The organism is Butyricicoccus sp. AM32-19, from assembly GCF_003480365.1.
GTDB classification, from domain to species: domain Bacteria; phylum Bacillota; class Clostridia; order Oscillospirales; family Butyricicoccaceae; genus Agathobaculum; species Agathobaculum butyriciproducens.
In genome coordinates, this window is record NZ_QUIX01000005.1 from 136676 (window position 1) to 154121 (window position 17446).

14 protein-coding genes are annotated in these 17446 nt (G+C 55.5%); 6 read left to right on the plus strand and 8 right to left on the minus strand.

Annotation, left to right across the window (positions count from 1 at the left end):
- The first annotated feature begins 5 nt into the window (after positions 1-5).
- The 4 genes from DW806_RS06510 (at position 6) to proS (ending at position 6772) form a co-directional block, all read left to right on the plus strand.
- Positions 6-1262 (plus strand): methionine gamma-lyase family protein, encoded by a 1257-nt coding sequence (locus DW806_RS06510; RefSeq protein WP_118729475.1) that lies wholly within the window; start codon positions 6-8, stop codon positions 1260-1262.
- A gap of 452 nt (positions 1263-1714) precedes the next feature.
- Positions 1715-3469 (plus strand): threonine--tRNA ligase, encoded by a 1755-nt coding sequence (thrS, locus tag DW806_RS06515; protein ID WP_118358849.1) that lies wholly within the window; start codon positions 1715-1717, stop codon positions 3467-3469.
- Positions 3470-3563: 94 nt separating this feature from the next.
- Positions 3564-5333, plus strand: coding sequence for an S-layer homology domain-containing protein (locus tag DW806_RS06520; RefSeq protein ID WP_158578308.1), 1770 nt, complete (start codon positions 3564-3566; stop codon positions 5331-5333).
- Positions 5333-6772, plus strand: coding sequence for a proline--tRNA ligase (gene proS / locus DW806_RS06525; RefSeq protein ID WP_110436840.1), 1440 nt, complete (start codon positions 5333-5335; stop codon positions 6770-6772). The genes DW806_RS06520 and proS overlap by 1 nt, the downstream gene beginning before the upstream one ends.
- A 269-nt stretch (positions 6773-7041) precedes the next feature.
- On the opposite strand, the gene DW806_RS06530 is transcribed toward proS, so the two are convergent.
- From DW806_RS06530 to DW806_RS06550, 5 genes are all read right to left on the minus strand, one after another.
- A complete protein-coding gene (locus tag DW806_RS06530; protein ID WP_118285535.1) occupies positions 7042-7968 on the minus strand; it encodes a hypothetical protein in 927 nt (308 codons plus the stop codon).
- Positions 7969-8101: 133 nt separating this feature from the next.
- Entirely contained in the window at positions 8102-9235 is a 1134-nt protein-coding gene (locus DW806_RS06535; protein WP_118729477.1) for a Gfo/Idh/MocA family protein, read from the minus strand.
- A gap of 20 nt (positions 9236-9255) precedes the next feature.
- The gene (locus tag DW806_RS06540; RefSeq protein ID WP_118729478.1) at positions 9256-10257 is read right to left on the minus strand and encodes a Gfo/Idh/MocA family protein; all 1002 of its coding nucleotides are present in this window, start codon (positions 10255-10257) and stop codon (positions 9256-9258) included.
- Positions 10258-10365: 108 nt separating this feature from the next.
- Positions 10366-10950 (minus strand): helix-turn-helix domain-containing protein, encoded by a 585-nt coding sequence (locus DW806_RS06545; RefSeq protein WP_118729479.1) that lies wholly within the window; start codon positions 10948-10950, stop codon positions 10366-10368.
- Positions 10951-11163: 213 nt separating this feature from the next.
- The gene (locus DW806_RS06550; protein ID WP_118729480.1) at positions 11164-12285 is read right to left on the minus strand and encodes a class I SAM-dependent methyltransferase; all 1122 of its coding nucleotides are present in this window, start codon (positions 12283-12285) and stop codon (positions 11164-11166) included.
- A 213-nt stretch (positions 12286-12498) separates the two neighbouring features.
- Here DW806_RS06550 and DW806_RS06555 point away from each other — a divergent pair, with 213 nt between their 5' ends.
- On the plus strand, positions 12499-12672 hold the full coding sequence (locus DW806_RS06555; RefSeq protein WP_118285538.1) for a DUF1540 domain-containing protein: 174 nt from the start codon (positions 12499-12501) through the stop codon (positions 12670-12672).
- A gap of 62 nt (positions 12673-12734) precedes the next feature.
- Here DW806_RS06555 and DW806_RS06560 read toward each other — a convergent pair whose 3' ends face one another.
- The 3 genes from DW806_RS06560 to DW806_RS06570 all read right to left on the minus strand — a co-directional run bounded on the left by DW806_RS06560 (position 12735) and on the right by DW806_RS06570 (position 15413).
- Complete coding sequence (locus DW806_RS06560) at positions 12735-13022, minus strand: hypothetical protein (protein ID WP_118729481.1); 288 nt, start codon at positions 13020-13022, stop codon at positions 12735-12737.
- 16 nt (positions 13023-13038) lie between these two features.
- Entirely contained in the window at positions 13039-14391 is a 1353-nt protein-coding gene (locus DW806_RS06565) for an MATE family efflux transporter (RefSeq protein ID WP_407926632.1), read from the minus strand.
- 86 nt (positions 14392-14477) lie between these two features.
- Complete coding sequence (locus DW806_RS06570) at positions 14478-15413, minus strand: S-layer homology domain-containing protein (protein ID WP_118729483.1); 936 nt, start codon at positions 15411-15413, stop codon at positions 14478-14480.
- Between the two features lie 205 nt (positions 15414-15618).
- Between DW806_RS06570 and guaA the strand changes: the two genes are divergently transcribed.
- Positions 15619-17175: a glutamine-hydrolyzing GMP synthase gene (gene guaA, locus DW806_RS06575; RefSeq protein ID WP_117491254.1), complete on the plus strand. Its 1557-nt coding sequence runs from the start codon at positions 15619-15621 to the stop codon at positions 17173-17175.
- Positions 17176-17446 lie beyond the last annotated feature (271 nt).

Sequence of the window (17446 nt, forward strand, 5' to 3'; positions counted from 1 at the left end):
CATAAATGTCTGAATATATTAAGATTTCACCGGAGATTCGTGCGCTCGGCCGTGAGGCTGAACGCGAGATCCGTCCGTATTTCGAGCGTCTCGAGGAGATCTGTGACCGCAACACCGAGAAGGTGCTGGCGGCATTTGCGAAGAACCGTGTATCCGACAACCTGTTTGCCGGTACGACCGGCTACGGCTACGACGACTACGGCCGTGACACGCTCGACAAGATCTACGCCGATATTTTCGGCACCGAGGCAGCACTCGTGCGCATCGGCTTTGTAAACGGCACACACGCGCTGTCCTGCGCGATGTTTTCCGCCGTCAAGACCGGCGACACCGTGCTGTCCGTCACCGGACTGGCGTATGACACGCTGCAGAACACGATCACCGGCGATTACTGCGGCAGTATGAAAAGCTACGGCATCGGCTACAAGCAGGTTGACCTCAAGAACGGCGAGCCTGACCTGCCTGCCATCAAGGCAGCGGCGGCAGATGAGAATATCAAGCTGGTATTCATTCAGCGCAGCCGCGGCTACGGCGTCCGCAAGACGCTTTCCGTCGAGGAAATCGGCGAAATCTGCAAGACCGTGCGTGAGGTCAATACGACTGCGGCCATCATGGTCGATAACTGCTACGGCGAATTCACCGAGGAGATCGAGCCGACGCAGGTCGGTGCGGACATCATCGCAGGCTCGCTCATCAAGAACCCGGGCGGCGGTCTGGCCCCGACCGGCGGCTATATTGCAGGCCGTGCGGATCTGGTCGAGAACGCCTCCTATAAGCTGACCGCACCCGGCATCGGCGGTGAATGCGGCTGCACGATGGGTCAGAACCGGCTGCTGTATCAGGGCCTGTTCATGGCGCCGCACGTTACCATGCAGGCCATCAAGACCGCGATGTTCTGCGCAAAGGTCATGGAAAAGCTCGGCTACGAGGTAAGCCCGAAGGCAGAGGAGCCGCGTTACGACATCATCCAGACCATCGCGTTCGGTGCGCCTGACCCGCTGCGCCGCTTCTGTGAGGGCATTCAGGCCGGTGCGCCTGTCGATTCCTATGTAACGCCGGAGCCGTGGGCAATGCCGGGTTATGATGATCAGGTTATCATGGCTGCAGGCGCGTTCGTGCAGGGCGCGTCCATTGAGCTTTCCGCCGATGCACCGATGCGCGAGCCGTATGTCTGCTATATGCAGGGCGGCCTGACGTATGAATCGGGCAAGCTGGGTATTTTGCTTGCTGCGGATAAAATTACCAGGGCAAAGGCACAGTAATGGAGAATTGAGAATGGAAAATGGAGAATGATGCTATTCTGCATTTTTCAATTCCTCATTTTTCATGCGAAATCGGTTGACAAAGTGCGGATATGAGCGTTATAATAAGTCTGTATTTATTAAGTTATAGGCAATGACGGAAATCCTGTTTTCCGAAAAGCATTTGGCAGAGAGCGTGCGCCACGGCTGCAAGCACACGCAATGCGGAGAAAACAGTACCGATTCCCGAGCCGCACAGCGGAAAAACGCAGTATGCTGTGCCGTGTCGTTCGCGTTAAGAACTCCGAGCGGCAGTCCTGCAAGGGCTGCAAGCAGGGTGGAACCGTGGGCAAGCGCTCACCCCTGAATTTACCAGGGGTGAGCGCTTTTTTGTTGCTGTGCAGCAAAATGTAATGTGTTACATCTAATTAGTAATTACTAACTACTAATTCACAAGAAAGGTCTGAATAAAAGTGTCCGAAGATAACAAGTACACGTTTGAGAACAAGGAATACCGAGACACCTACCGTCACACGGTATCGCACATTCTCGCGCAGGCAGTAAAGCGCCTGTATCCGGAGGTCAAGCTGGCCATCGGTCCGTCCATCGACAACGGCTTCTACTACGATTTTGATGCGCCGTTTTCCTTCACGCAGGAGCACCTCGATGCTCTCGAGGCAGAGATGCGTAAGATCTGCAAGGAAAAGGAGAAGCTTGAGCGCTTCGAGCTGCCGCGCGCGGAAGCCATCAAGTTCATGGAAGAGCGCGAGGAGCCGTACAAGGTAGAGCTGATTAACGATCTGCCGGAGGACGCTACCATTTCCTTCTACAAGCAGGGCGAGTTCACTGACCTGTGTGCAGGCCCGCATCTGGACTCCACCGGCCGCGTAAAGGGCAACGGCATCAAGCTGATGAACGTTACCGGCGCTTACTGGCGCGGCGATTCCTCCAAGAAGATGCTGCAGCGTATTTACGGCACCGCATTCCCGAAGAAGGACGAACTCGACCAGTACCTCAACATGCTGGAGGAAGCGAAGAAGCGCGACCACCGCAAGCTGGGCAAGGAGCTCGGCCTGTTCATGCTGACCGAGGAAGGCCCCGGTTTCCCGTTCTTCCTGCCGAACGGCATGACCCTCAAGAACACCCTGATCGACTACTGGCGCGAGGTTCACAAGCGCTACGGCTATGTTGAGGTCTCCACTCCGATGATCCTCAACCGTAAGCTGTGGGAGCGCTCCGGTCACTGGGATCACTACAAGCAGAATATGTACACCACCGTCATCGACGACGAGGATTACGCAATCAAGCCGATGAACTGCCCGGGCGGCATGCTGGTCTACAAGGCTCAGCCGCACTCCTACAAGGAGCTGCCGCTGCGTGTCGGCGAGCTGGGTCTTGTACACCGCCACGAGCTGTCCGGCGCACTGCACGGTCTGTTCCGTGTGCGCTGCTTCACGCAGGATGACGCGCACATCTTCATGACCTGGGACCAGATGAAGGACGAGATCAAGAACGTTGTCCGTCTGTTCGATGAGGTTTACTCCACCTTCGGTCTGACCTATCAGATCGAGCTGTCTACCATGCCGGAGGATCACATGGGTGACCTCAAGGACTGGCAGTTTGCGGAAAAGACCCTCGCAGAAGCGATTACTGAGATTGGCAAGGACTACGTTGTCAACGAGGGCGACGGCGCGTTCTACGGCCCGAAGCTGGACTTCCATCTGGCAGACTCCATCGGCCGTACCTGGCAGTGCGGCACCATCCAGCTGGATATGCAGCTGCCCGAGCGTTTCGAGCTTGAGTACACCGGCGCAGACGGCGAGAAGCACCGTCCGGTTATGATCCACCGCGTTGTCCTCGGCTCTATTGAGCGCTTCATCGGCGTTATCACCGAGCATTTTGCAGGCGCATTCCCGACCTGGCTGGCACCGGAGCAGGTTCGCGTTATGCCGATGACCGACCGCAATATTCCGTGCGCACAGGAAGTTGTTAAGCAGCTGACCGATAAGGGCTTCCGCGTAACCATGGACGAGCGTAACGAGAAGATTGGCTATAAGATCCGCGAAGCACAGGTTCACAAGGTTCCGTATATGATCGTCATTGGCGACAAGGACGAGGAAAAGGGTGTTATCTCGGTTCGTACCCGCAAGACCGGCGAGACCACCGCTATGGAGACCGGCGAGTTTATCGAGAAGCTCGCATATGAGGTTGAGAATAAGCTGAAGTAAGCAGCAAAACGGAGAGCGGAAGCAGTATTCCGTTCTCCGTCACAATAGAATAAAGGTACATAGAGTTTTGTCATGTATGCAGGGAGGGTGCAACATGAAAAAATTTGTTTTCGCGTGTCTGATGGCAGGTCTGATGACTTGTGCCGCCGGTGCGGCACAGGTTGGTACGATCAACAACAGCTATCCCGGCGATACCGAAGCGCAGGCGCGGATGCTTTACGATCTCGGGCTGTTTAAAGGCACCGACAAGGGCTTTGCGCTGGAGAAATCCATGACCCGCGCAGAGGCCTCGGTGATGCTGACCCGCCTGCTTGGCGCAGAAAAGACCGCGCTGGCAGGAAACTGGAAGCATCCGTTTACCGATGTACCGCAGTGGGCGGACAAATACGTCGGCTGGCTGTATCAGAATGGTTTGACCAAGGGCGTTTCCGCGACACTGTACGGCTCGCAGCGCAATGTCACCTGCGACCAGTATTGCATTTTTCTGACGCGGGCACATTTGGATGCGGACAGCTATCAGGGTACGGCTTTTGTCGATAACGATGAGGTACGGCAGACGGATGAGGAGGGCTTTATCCGCGGAGATGCGGTTTCGCTCTCGGCGCGGCTGCTCAGTACGAACTACGCGAAAAATGGCGATGAAAGCGACCGCAGTGTGGCGGAAAAGCTGATCGACGACGGCGTTTTCACGGCGGAACAGTTCAAAAATGCGGCATGGGACGTTCTGCCGCGTGATTACAGCAATGATTACCAGTACGATGGCAAATGGAACCTGATTGCTTCGCCATTCGTCTGCCAGATTGCAGATGTGACAGTGGCGCAGTGTCCGATTGATGGCGTGCAGCCTGTCAGCGGTACAGACCGTTATGCGCAGAGTGATATGAGGCAGTCGGACTTGATCCTGTACTTCATGGACAGCAAGACGATGGCGCTGACGCAAGTGCTCTCGCTGCCGAAAGAAAGTTCTGTGGAATATCTCGGCAGCGCCGGAGAAACCGACTATCTGTTGATATTCAACAAGGAAACGGAAACGTATTCGCTGTGCTCGGTACGCAGCGATACGGTCAAAACCGAACTGACTCTGACCGAAGCACAGCAGCAGCGGGCAGAACGCACTGTTTATCAGAGCGCACACGGCTGCATCATCTGCACGGACGAGACGACCAGTTATAAGCTCACTGAAACAGGGGTGGAGCCGTTGGGCGTGGCAGCGGGTATCTGCCGGCTGACGGATGACGGCATGACTGTTACGCAGAAATGTACGGCGGACGAGACCGTGCTGACGGCGTATAACTGGGACGGTCAAAAGACAGACCGCTATACCATCTCGAATGCGTATCAGTCGGATGATGCCGAGGTGCGCAAGCATTTTGCACCGCAGATATTTGGCAGTGACGGTGTGCTGTTCTGGGGCACAGCCGGGCTGTACCGCGAAGAGAACGGCCGTCTGGTACAGGTGACAGACTCTCCGGTCATCGGCGTAAAGCAGGATGCCGATGGGGCTTATTATGCTGTTTCCTGCGATAAATCTGAGCGGACGGAATACTATTCGGATGGTATCGGATACATGGCCGGTGATATGCTCGTGCGTATCGCGCCGGATGGAACGCAGACCACGCTTGCAACACTCGATGACATTCTGATCGACGAGGTAAAGACGGTCAAAAGCGGTGCTGTTCGCTTCACAATCGCTATTCCGACAGAGGGCCATAGAAGCGGACACTATACCTGCCTGTTGAAAGACGGAAATATTACCGTTCGGTCGGCAACCGATGATGTATTCTACATCTGGGGCAACGATGCGCTGGAAAACGAACAAGAGAAAATAGATAAGATTATTGCGAACCAGAAAGGTGAAGAATAATGGCAGAAAAGAAAAAGCTGGTCAGCGAGATCACGTCCATGGACGTGGACTTCGCGCAGTGGTACACAGATATTGTTAAAAAGGCTGAAATGGCCGATTATTCGTCTGTAAAGGGCTGTATCATCATGCGTCCGTACGCACAGGCGCTGTGGGAGAACATCCAGCACACGCTGGACGGCATGTTCAAGGAGACCGGTCACGAGAACGTGGCAATGCCGATCTTTATCCCGGAAAGCCTGCTGCAGAAGGAAGCCGACCACGTTGAAGGCTTCGCGCCGGAGTGTGCATGGGTAACACACGGCGGCAACGACAAGCTGGAGGAGCGTCTGTGCGTTCGTCCGACCTCGGAGACGCTGTTCTGCGAGCATTACGCAAAGATCGTTCGCTCCTGGCGCGACCTGCCGAAGCTGTACAACCAGTGGTGCTCGGTTGTCCGCTGGGAAAAGACCACCCGTCCGTTCCTGCGCAGCCGTGAGTTCTGGTGGCAGGAGGGTCATACCGTTCATGCTACCGCTGAGGAGGCTATGGAAGAGACTCTGCGCATGCTGAACATCTACGCGAAGTTCTTCGAGGAATGGCTGGCCATTCCGGTCGTTAAGGGCGAAAAGACCGAGAAGGAGCGCTTCGCCGGTGCAGAGAATACCTACACCATCGAGGCTATGATGCACGACTGCAAGGCTCTGCAGTCCGGTACCTCGCACTACTTCGGTGATGGCTTTGCACGCGCATTCGGCATGCAGTACACCGATAAGAACAACACCCTGCAGTATATGTATCAGACCTCTTGGGGCGTTTCCACCCGTATCATCGGCGCGATCATCATGACGCACGGTGATAACGAGGGTCTGGTTCTGCCGCCGCGCATCGCTCCGACCCAGCTGGTTGTTATTCCGGTTGCGGCTCACAAGGAAGGCGTCAAGGAGAAGGCAACCGAGCTGTACGAGCAGGTCAAGGCAGCGGGTATCCGTGCCAAGATCGACCTGAGCGACAATACCCCGGGTTGGAAGTTTGCCGAGTACGAGATGAAGGGCATTCCGCTTCGTCTGGAGGTTGGTCCGCGCGATATCGCTGAGGGTCAGTGCGTACTGGTTCGCCGCGACACCCGCGAAAAGACCGTTGTTAAGTTCGAGGATCTCGAAAAGACCATTCCGGCACTGCTGGAGGATATCCAGAAGTCGCTGTATGAGAAGGCGCTCGCAAACCGCGAGGCGCATACCTATACCGCAAAGTCTCTTGACGAGATGAAGTCCATCCTTGCTGAGCACACCGGCTTTATCAAGTCCATGTGGTGCGGCGACCTCGCCTGCGAGGAGAAGGTCAAGGAAGAGACCGGTATGCCGAGCCGCTGCATGCCGTTCGAGCAGGAGCACATCGCAGATACCTGTCCGGTCTGTGGCAAGCCTGCAAACAAGATGGTTGTCTGGGGCATCGCGTACTAAGCGAAGTCTCAGAACCAAAAAACTGCACAGGAAAAGTCCCTCATCAGTCGATGAGGGACTTTTTGCACCAATAGAGAAATTTTTCAGCAGATCGAACGGTTTGTGCGGCAGTGAAAGGCTATTTACTGGTTCTGATAGTAACACAAGTAGCGGCTCAAATATTCATTGACATTCATAGTTTCGGTCAAGAGACCCGAACCGGAGTATCTCGAGCTGTACGCTATCCATCAGCCGCATGTCAACTGCTGCGCGTAAACGGGTAAAGATGATTATCTGCAGGAATTATTGCCGCTGCAGGAATTGTTATTGCCGCAGCCGCAGCCGCTGCGATTGTCATTTACGCCGGCACTGCCGGTGAACAGGCAGCCTGCCTTGTCGCTCTGCGGCGGGAAAAAGGCGTCGATAGGGAAGTCAAAGCTCGAGAAGATCTCGCACGGGTCCTGCTCACCGCCGACACCGCTGTTCGAGCAGTCGCGCCGCGGCAGACATACGTCGTAAGCGGGCATGAGCAATTGGATGTCGCGCTCGAGCCGGATGATCGAGAACTGACCGAGGGTTACGAACAGCTGATAGCCATCGTTGCTGAGCACGAGATCGTCACCGCCGAAGCACGAGCAGATTGAACGGGGTACTTCGTGCAGAGCGCAGCAGCAGCAGTTGCAGCTGGTTTCCGGCGCTACCACACGCGCGTCCAGCATGATCGGATCAACGACTTCTACGACTGCAGTCGGCTTGTTGCTGTCAGGCCGCAGCTGCACATCGCGGCCGTCCTCGATATACTGCGAGGAAAAGATGCGCGCGCCGCCTTCACCGCCGAACAGTACAACGCGTTTGTCAAATACCGCCAGACCGTCCACGATACGCGGACGACCGATTACGCAGCTGATTTCACATTCAATGCGGTAGAAAAAGCGGATATCAACGCTGTAGAAACCTCGATTAAACTGAATCCGCTCAACATCAATAGAAACGCAGAGCAGTTCTGCTTCACGTGGCTTTACAGATGCAATGCCGCCGGCATTGATCAGCTCCTGCGCATCGCGGGTGAGATACACGCGAATGTCACGCAGGCACTCCTTACTGCGGCAGGAGTCATAAACCTTTTTGGTGTGGACGCAGACCGCTTCGCGGAAGCCGCCTGCACTGTTGCCGTTATTGCCGCCGATAGGACCCGGGCAGCAAACTTTTTCAGCCATGTATATTACCTCCAAACAAAAATTGAAGCAACTTCAGTATCAATCTATTCGGAGATTTTCCGGGGTGTTACATTAAGAAGTCCCTCTGTACCTTCAATACAGGGGGACTTCCGTCAAAGAGGGATGGGGCTGTTTATACGTCCATCCAGACGCCTCCGGCCGTATGGCTGCGCACACAGGCCTCGACAAAGCGAACGCCGAGCACGCCTTCCTCCACAGTCGGAAAGGTGTCGGTCGTGTTCTCACGACCTGCCTTGCGATCGGAGAGCACATTGCAGAACGAACGGTAAATATTCGAGAACGCCTCGATAAAGCCTTCATTATGGCCTGCACCGACGCGGGAAAGCCGCGTGCTGGCATCGAGCAGATAGTCTGCACCGGCGGACAGCCGCTGACTCGGCTGGCTGCGCGGCGTGTAGATCAGGTGGTCGCAGTCGGTCGCGGTCCATTCGAGCGAGCCTTCGGTGCCGATGACGTAGATGCCGCTGTCACACTCGTGTCCAATCGCAATCTGGGATGCCCAGAGCGTACCGGTTACGCCGCCCCCGAAATCCATCAGCACATTTACATTGGTATCGAGCGACAGATCACGCGGATAGGTATCCATCATCGCCAGAACGCGCTTGACGTGCAGACCGGTAAACTGCGTTACCATCTGCTCTGCATGTGTGCCGAGATCGTTTGCACACAGCGAGGAACCGACCTTTTTCGGCTGAAAACGCCATGCCGAGGTGTCCACCTTGCCGTCAACCGCACCGGAAATGACCCAGTCCTCCGGATGCTGCACGCGGACGTGCAGAATATCACCGATTACACCTGCGCGAATCATCTCACGCGCCTGACGGATGAGCGCATAGCCGGTGTACGAATACGTTATGCCGAACAGCAGACCGCGCTCCTCTGCAATGCGGGCAAGCTCCTCGGCTTCCTCAGTGCGGAGCGCAAGCGGCTTGTCGCATATAACGTGGATGTCATGCTCAAGAAAGCACTTTGCAATCTCGTAATGCGTATCGTTTGCCGTCATGATGGAGACAAAATCAATACCGTCCTCACGCGCGGACTCCTTGTCTGCCATTTCGCGGAAATCTGCATACACGCGGCTGGTGTCAGGCAGGTGATACGCCTCAGCGGTCGCGCGGTTCTTATCCATGCTGCGGGAGAAGCAGCCGCAGACCAGCTCGGCGGAATCGTCCAGCATAGCGCCCCAGCGGTGGAATTTGCCGATGTATGAACCAAGCCCGCCGCCAATCATACCAAATTTCAGCATAAATAATTGCTCCTTACATTTTACATATCAAAGTTTACGGCCGCTACCTTTCCCGAGGTCTGCGATGCGATCATTGCATCCGCGATGCAGCAGGCTGCAAAGCCGTCCTTGCTGCCCGGACCTGCGGTCGGCTCAATGCCGCGCAGATGGTTGATCCAGTGCTGCAGCTCATTATCATAAGCCTTCGGGAAACGTTCTGCCCAGTTGTCTATAATCTCATTGCCGACCTTGAGACGCGAACGGACGATTGGTTCTGCGGGCAGCGGCAGACGGATTGTGCCCTTTTCACATACAATTTCCATGCCGATCTCGTAGCCGTAATAGCTGTTGACCGAGCATTCCACGTCAATCAGGATGTTGCTCTCGGTCCACATGAGCGCCAGCTGTGGGTCATTCAGACCGTCAGCAGCGAACGCGGTGTTGCGTGCCGCCAGCATTTGACCGCGGACAAGCTCCTCGCCAAACAGCCAGCGAAACTGGTCGATCTCGTGGATGAGCACATTAGTTACCTGCATGGCGTTGGTAAATCCGGCTGCGATGCGCGGCGTGCGGCTGATGCAGTGCGCCATCAGCGGCTTGCCCAGCTCACCGGAATCCAGAATGGCCTTGATCTTACGGTAATCCGGGTCATAGCGGCGCATAAAGCCGACCTGCACCAGATTCCTGCCGGCAGCCTGCTCAATGCGGACAATCTCGGCGCAGTCCGCATTGGTGGTTGCCAACGGCTTTTCGCAGAATACCGGCTTGCCGGCTGCGATGGCCTTGTTAGTCATCTCGGCATGAACGCCGTCCCACGCAGTGATGACGATAGCGTCAACCTTGTCGGATGCGATGAGCGCGTCCACGCTCTCCATACTCTCCGCACCGTATGCAGCAGCGAGCGCATCCGTCTTTTCCTTATTGATATCGTACAGCGCGGTGACAGCAACGCCGTCGATCCGCTTGGTCAGTCGCTTGAGGTGCTCCTGACCGATAGAGCCGCCCGCACCGATGATACCTGCCGAAATCGTTTTCTTCTCCATGATCTGTGCCTCCTTTTGTTCTGCGTGGCTCACTTTATGCCTCTATTATAGAACAAAATTGCATAAAGTTACGTCAGAAAATTAACCTGTTCTATGCAGAAATTAACATCAGAAGTTTATGGAGCGGAATTTACTCGGCGTCATTTTCTCGCGGCTGCGGAATACGCGGGAAAAGTGGCTTGCGCTGTTGAAGCCGCTCTGCTCGGCGATCTGCTCGATGGAGAGCGCCGAACCGGTCAGCAGCACCTTTGCGTGACGCAGACGCTGCTCCTGCAGATAATCATGCGGACGGAAGCCGATGTACCTGGCAAAACAGCGAATGAGATGCGTGACACTTACATGGCACAAATCGGCAAGTGTTTCGAGCGTGGCCTCTTCCCGAAAGTGCTCGGCGATATACTCGACCGCCGGACGAATCACCTTGGGAATATCCGGCTTGGTGTCCGGCGCGGCAAGACAGCACAGTACGGATTGGATGCCGACCGAAATGCGGTGCTCATGGTACACCTGCTGGTCTACGTAGTAGAAAATCTGCTCAAAATACGGGAGAATCTCATGATTCCCATCAAAGCAGATGCCGGTGCCGCCGGTCAGCAGCCGGACATAAGCCGTGCTTTCGTCGCCGGAAAAGTGAAACCAGAGGAGCTCGGTCGACCCGGTGACGTAATACCGGTGGGGAAGGCGGCGGTCCATGGTAGCGTCCGTACTGGATAAGGTACTACAGATGCTCCCGCGCAAACGGAGATGGAATGGTAAAGTCCACACGCGACGAAAGCAGCAGGCCTTTGTCGGGTGGTTTCACAGGCATCACCTTCATGAGAGTATACAAAAATTGTAGTGCGGATTTGCTCAAAGAGTAAGAACCTATCCGGCAGATTGTCTGAAATGCACATGGAAAACGGGGAATTAACCCATCAAATCCTCATCGGTGACGAAAAACTCGTTGTCGAGTTCCGCGCACCGACGGTCTAGCTCAGAGGTCGTGCCGAGCGTGCGGCGCACGGCATCGTACTCGGCTTTCGCGCGGTTGTTTACCTTGCCGGTTCGCGTTGCGCGGATGAGCAGGTTTTTCGGGGTATCGAGCGGCGAAATATACTCAACGACAGACACCTTGTAGCCTTCGGCTTCCAGTTTGAGCGCACGCATGCTGTCGGTCAGCACATCGTTAAAGCGCGCCTTGAATACGCCGAATTTGGTCAGCGGCTCGAGTCCGGGCATGGTGTACTGATCGAGCAGTTCCTTGTGGCAGCACGGCACGCACGCGATGTATTTCGCCTTGGCGCGGATTGCCGTACCGAGCGCGAGGTCGGTCGCAATATCGCACGCGTGCAGCGAAATCACAGCAGTAACGTTTTTCGGCGGCTGATACGTCCGCAGATCCGCACAGATGAATGTCATGTTGTGGTAGCCAAGACGCTTCGCCATCGCACGGCTCTCGTCAATAACGTGCTCCTTGATATCCACGCCGATAACGCGGCAGCGACGATGCAGCACCTCGTGGATATAGTAATTCATGACAAAGCTGAGGTAGGATTTGCCGCAGGCGCAGTCCAGCAGCACAATTTCGTCGCTGTCGTCCTGCTCGAACATGGGTGCAACCAGTTCGACGTAGTGGTCGATCTGATTGTACTTGCGGATCATGTCGTTTTTCAGCTTGCCGTCTGCGGTCAGGATGCCGATCTCGCGCAGCAGCGCTGCCGCCTGATCGACACGAATGAGGTACTGCCGGCCGCTGTCGAGCAGCGGATTGGCGGCAGCCGCCTTTTCCTCGGCGGTCGCTTCGCGCTCGGCCTGCTTCATCTGCACGCCGCGTGCCGTCACGGACAGCGTAACAACCGTGCTGCGCTCGGTGTAGGTGAGCACGCTCTCGTCGTATTTCTCGGCCTGCTCGGCAAAGAAGGTACAGAATTCAGCCGCGTCTACGCGGCGGTCGCTGCCCTGAAAATGCAGCGTGTAGTCCTCGTCCGCGCGGGACAGCTTTGCGTCAAATTTCTTTTTGCCGGAAACCAGAGTACAGTCTGCCTGCACAAAAAATCGCGGTTTTTGGTCAGCCGCGCCGAAATGCCTGCCAGCAGCAGCTTGAGCTTCGCGGAATCTCCCTTTTGCATGGATGTCACAACCTTTATTGTAATGTTTTTGTTTTAGTATAGCACAACGGAAAGCATTTCCGCAATTCCAAAGTATAATTTGTGGAAACGAGTGAGATAATATTACCGAAATCACAAAAGGAGGTCATTCTCTATGAGTAACGATCGCTGCAACAAGTCTATCCACTGCACGGTGGAGCAGTGCGCAAACCATTGTCCGACCGCTTCTTACTGTGCGCTGGACAGCATTACCGTTGGCACGCACGAGGCTAATCCAACGGTGGATCAGTGCACCGACTGTAAGTCCTTCCAGCGAAAGTGCTGCTGATTTCCCCTCGCAATGCCGAAAAGGGAGCCGGATTTGTCCGACTCCCTTTTCGGGTTTACCTATTAAAAATAAAGCGTTGGAATGCGCTGTGCTTTGACCTCGGAATCCTGCAGAACATATTGATTGAGCCACGCCACAAAGGCTTCCGCGCCGTCGAAGCAAAGTGCCTTTGTGCCGTCCGGCGCAGTAACCCAGTAATCATGCTCGGTCGATGACTGCAGCCATTTGTCAAATTCAGCCTGATAGACTCGCGCATTTTCGGCGACAAACGCCGGAACAGACAGCAGGCACTGACCGTTCTGTCCCAAATCCAGAAAAATAAACGAAGTGTTCTGCGACTGATTATTCATTCTCCATCCTCCATCTTCAACTCTCCATTTTAAGCTCCGGCATCACCACATGCCGCATGGTCAAGTAGCACGCCAGACCGCCGATGCAGTTGGACACCGGCTCTGCTGCAAATACGCCGCTCACGCCGAGATTCCAGCAGTACGGCAGCAGCAAAGTCAGGGGCACAACAATGAACGCCTTGCGCAAGAGAGAGAAGAACACCGCGTATTTCGCCCGGCCCAACGCGCGGAACGTACTCTGACCGGAATACTGGAACGCCATCATCACAAAGCCGAAAAAGTAAATGTGCAGCGCCGGAACAGCCGCCGCGACCAGTTCCGCGTCCTGATTGAAAATGCGGATGAACAGGGCAGGAAAGAGAGAGACCAGCATCCAGACAAGCATGGTGTACCCGATAGCAATCTGCGTCATAAACCGGATAGCGTCTCGGGTGCGCTTGTACAGACCGGCGCCGTAGTTGTAGCTGATGGCGGTAGATGCACCATCCGCGATGGCGAGCACCGGCGTCTGTGCGATCTGGCGCACGGAGTTAAGTACGGTCATGACGCTGATGTACAGGTCTCCGCCGAAACCGCGCAGCATGGAATTGCACGCCACCTGCACGAGCATATCCGTAAACGACATGACAAAGCTGGCGATGCCGAGCACGGTAATGTGCTGGATACAGTGCCAGTCCGGACAGAAACCGCGGAAATCCAGCTTTAACTCGGCTTTTTTGCCGGTTAAAAACTTGACAACCCATGCAGCAGACAGAAACTGCGACAGTACGGTTGCGATAGCAGCGCCGCGCACGCCGAGGTGCAGTGCGAAAATGAAAATCGGGTCGAGCACGATGTTGGCTGCCGCGCCGAGCGCCACGGTGAGCATGCCGATTCGGGCAAAGCCCTGACAGTTGATGTACGGATTGAGACCGAGCGACAGCATGACGCATAGCGTACCGAGCAAGTAAATCACGATGTACGAGGACGCATACGGGTACGTTACCTCACTGGCGCCGAACAGGTACAGCAGCGGGCGATGGAACGCGATGCCGAGCACGGTCAGCACGGCACCGCTCAGCAGCAACATAAAGCCGGCGTTGACCATGATGCCTTGTGCGCCTTCACGGTTGCCTTTGCCGCGCGCCATCGCGCAGAGCGGAGCACCGCCCAGTCCGAACAAATTGGCAAACGCGGTAATGAGCGTCACAAAAGGGAAGCACAAGCCGATACTCGCCAGCGCAAGCGTGCCCTCGCCGGGGATCTTGCCGATATAAATACGGTCTACAATATTATACAGCAGATTGAGCAGCTGCGCGATCAGCATCGGTGTGGCCACCGCAAGTATCCTGCGGCGGATGCTGCCCTGAGAAAAGTCGATTTGCTGCAAACGAATACAGTCCTTTCAAAATCAGAAAAAGCAGGGAGAAGTCCAAGCTTCTCCCTGCTTTATTGTATCACTGCTGCTGATTTTCGTCAAGAATCCAGCAAAATCAGTGCGCGGTACAGTATTTCGCACGCCGTTCGGCGGTCGAGCGGAGTTTCGGGATTCTGCGCCTGCGCCGAGGTGAGCACGGAGACCCGTTCAAGACGGCTCATTGCCGGCTGTGCCCAGTCCTGCGGCGAATGGTCGGACATCGACCAGGCGTACTGCACACCGCTCAGCGTGCCGTCAAGCAGGTGATCGAGCACCACGCCGGCTTCAGCGACTGTGATGGGTTTCTCGCCGCGAATCTCACTCACGCCGGAGGCGGTCGCGTAGCCGCTGACCAGTCCGTTTGCGGCTGCGGCGCTGATATACGGCTTGGCCCACGCAGAAAGTCCGCTGTCGTCCGCAAAATCGGTCTGTTCTGTCGGCGCAACGGACAGGTCTGCCGCGGCGGCTGTCATGGCGATGAACTCACTGCGTGTTACCGCTCGGCTGGGATGGAAAAACGCACAGCTGCCGATGGTTTCTCCGGTCATTACGCCTTTCTGCGCCAGATAGATCGCCGCGTAATGTGCCGGATCACCGTCCATGTCCGAGTAGGTGAGTCCGGTCTTATTCTTTTTGATTTCAATCGTGATAGCGGCAGGCTGCGCTGTATTGCCCTCGGCATCCACGGCGGTATAGCGGAAGCTGTCGCGTCCGGCTTTGCGGCCCGGTGTGTAATATAAGGTACTGCCCTCGATCTTCGCTGTGCCCAGCCGCGGCTTTTCGGTCAGTTGATAGAGCACAACGTCGTTATCCGCGTCGGTCGCGGACAGCCTGGCCTCCACGGCGATATCCACGCAGGTCTGCGCCGTGACCGGCTGCACCACCGGTGCATTGTCCGCCGCCTGTGCAGTTACTGCGGCAGCGCCGATCAGTCCCGCATAGGCGAGCACGGTTGCGAGCAGCACCGCAATGATGCGAATCTGCCTGTTTTTCAAAATCCTTCACCCTTTCCGGTCGTTTCTTCTATCGGAAAGTATGCACGCGGCTGTTAAATTTTATACCGGATCGGCAGAATTCCGGTCTGTGTATGTTTTCTTCCTGTCGGGAAACGGAAAATTCCGCAAAAGCCCTTGCCGAAAACGCAGAAATGTGGCATAATTCTATTATATATACATTGGGAAAACAGAAAGGAGATTGGCGATGGAAAATCATCAGCTTGTTCTGGTGCTCGACTTCGGCGGTCAGTACAATCAGCTGATTGCACGACGCGTCCGCGAACATAATGTTTACTGTGAGGTTAAGCCCTATAAGACCTCGATTGAGGAGATCAAGGCGCTCAATCCGATCGGCATCATCTTTACCGGCGGTCCGAACAGCGTTTACGAGGAAAAATCCCCGAAGTGTGATCCGGCTCTGTTCGAGCTGGGCGTACCGGTTCTGGGCATCTGCTACGGCTGTCAGCTTATGGCGCATACCCTCGGCGGCGAGGTAACCGCAGCACAGGAGGACACTGCGCGCGAGTACGGCAAGACCGAGACCTTCTACAACACGGACTGCAAGCTGTTCAAGGGTCTGCCGGAGCAGGGCATTTCCTGGATGAGCCACGGCGACTACATGGCAAAGGTGCCGGAGGGCTTCGAACTGGTCGCTCACACCGATATGTGCCCGACTGCTGCCATCGCTGACGAGAAGCGCGGCTTCTACGGCGTACAGTACCATCCGGAGGTAAACCACACCGAGAACGGTTCGCTCATGCTGAAGAACTTCCTGTACGAGGTCTGCCATGCAAAGGGCGACTGGACCATGGGTGACTACAAGAACAGCTCCATCAAGGCCATCCGAGAGAAGGTCGGTGACGGCAAGGTTCTGCTGGCGCTGTCCGGCGGCGTTGACTCCTCGGTTGCAGCTGCTCTGCTGGCTGAGGCAGTAGGCAATCAGCTGACCTGCGTATTCGTAGACCACGGTCTGATGCGCAAGAACGAGGGTGATGAGGTTGAGGCAGCTTTCTCCAAGTGGGACATCAACCTGATCCGCATGAACGAGGAGGACGCATTCCTCGGCGCGCTCAAGGGTCTGACCGATCCGGAGGACAAGCGCAAGGCCATCGGCGCACAGTTCATCCGCACGTTTGAGAAGATGGGCAAGCAGATCGGTGAGCAGGTCGGCAAGATCGACTATCTGGCACAGGGCACTATCTATCCGGACGTGATCGAGTCCGGCAAGGACGATGCCGCTGTCATCAAGAGCCACCACAACGTAGGCGGTCTGCCGGATTTTGTGGACTTCAAGGAGATCATTGAGCCGCTGCGCATGCTGTTCAAGGACGAAGTTCGTCAGCTCGGCTTTGAGCTGGGCCTGTCCGAGCAGCTGGTTATGCGTCAGCCGTTCCCGGGTCCGGGTCTCGGCATCCGTATTACCGGCGAGATCACCAAGGAGAAGTGCGACATTCTGCGTGAGGCAGACGCAATCTTCCGCGAGGAGATCGCAAATGCAGGCCTGGACAAGGAGATCAACCAGTATTTTGCCGTTCTGACCAACACCCGCACCGTAGGCGTTATGGGTGACAGCCGCACCTACGATTACGCACTCGCGCTGCGCGGCGTAACCACCAGCGACTTCATGACCGCTGACTGGGCGCGCATCCCGTACGAGGTGCTTGATAAGGCTTCCAGCCGTATCGTAAACGAGGTTGTCGGCGTAAACCGTATTGTGTATGATATTACCAGTAAGCCGCCGGCTACGATTGAGTGGGAATAATCTTCTCTGGCTAACACCTTGAAAACGCAAAAAAATTTTTGCAACACTTTTGTAACACGTTAGTAATTTTCGAATACGAAACATCCTAAAAAATTGGCCGCCAACTCGCTTGCCCATTCCGAGTTGGCGGCTTCTTTTTGTGTTAATGTGTATACACACAGTCAAATTATTATACAGACGAGTGGGATCCTGTCAAGATTTATGCGCAAAATTATTTGCAGACTCGATTAAGGGGGTGCGGACAAAATCTTGGACTATGCCGATAGGCCGA

Excerpts from the sequence above, each read along its gene's own strand:
- DW806_RS06510 (WP_118729475.1), top strand. The coding sequence starts at position 6 with ATGTCTGAATATATTAAGATTTCACCGGAGATTCGTGCGCTCGGCCGT.
- DW806_RS06520 (WP_158578308.1), top strand. The coding sequence starts at position 3,564 with ATGAAAAAATTTGTTTTCGCGTGTCTGATGGCAGGTCTGATGACTTGT.
- proS (WP_110436840.1), top strand. The coding sequence starts at position 5,333 with ATGGCAGAAAAGAAAAAGCTGGTCAGCGAGATCACGTCCATGGACGTG.
- DW806_RS06530 (WP_118285535.1), bottom strand. The coding sequence starts at position 7,968 with ATGGCTGAAAAAGTTTGCTGCCCGGGTCCTATCGGCGGCAATAACGGC.
- DW806_RS06535 (WP_118729477.1), bottom strand. The coding sequence starts at position 9,235 with ATGCTGAAATTTGGTATGATTGGCGGCGGGCTTGGTTCATACATCGGC.
- DW806_RS06540 (WP_118729478.1), bottom strand. The coding sequence starts at position 10,257 with ATGGAGAAGAAAACGATTTCGGCAGGTATCATCGGTGCGGGCGGCTCT.
- DW806_RS06545 (WP_118729479.1), bottom strand. The coding sequence starts at position 10,950 with ATGGACCGCCGCCTTCCCCACCGGTATTACGTCACCGGGTCGACCGAG.
- DW806_RS06555 (WP_118285538.1), top strand. The coding sequence starts at position 12,499 with ATGAGTAACGATCGCTGCAACAAGTCTATCCACTGCACGGTGGAGCAG.
- DW806_RS06560 (WP_118729481.1), bottom strand. The coding sequence starts at position 13,022 with ATGAATAATCAGTCGCAGAACACTTCGTTTATTTTTCTGGATTTGGGA.
- guaA (WP_117491254.1), top strand. The coding sequence starts at position 15,619 with ATGGAAAATCATCAGCTTGTTCTGGTGCTCGACTTCGGCGGTCAGTAC.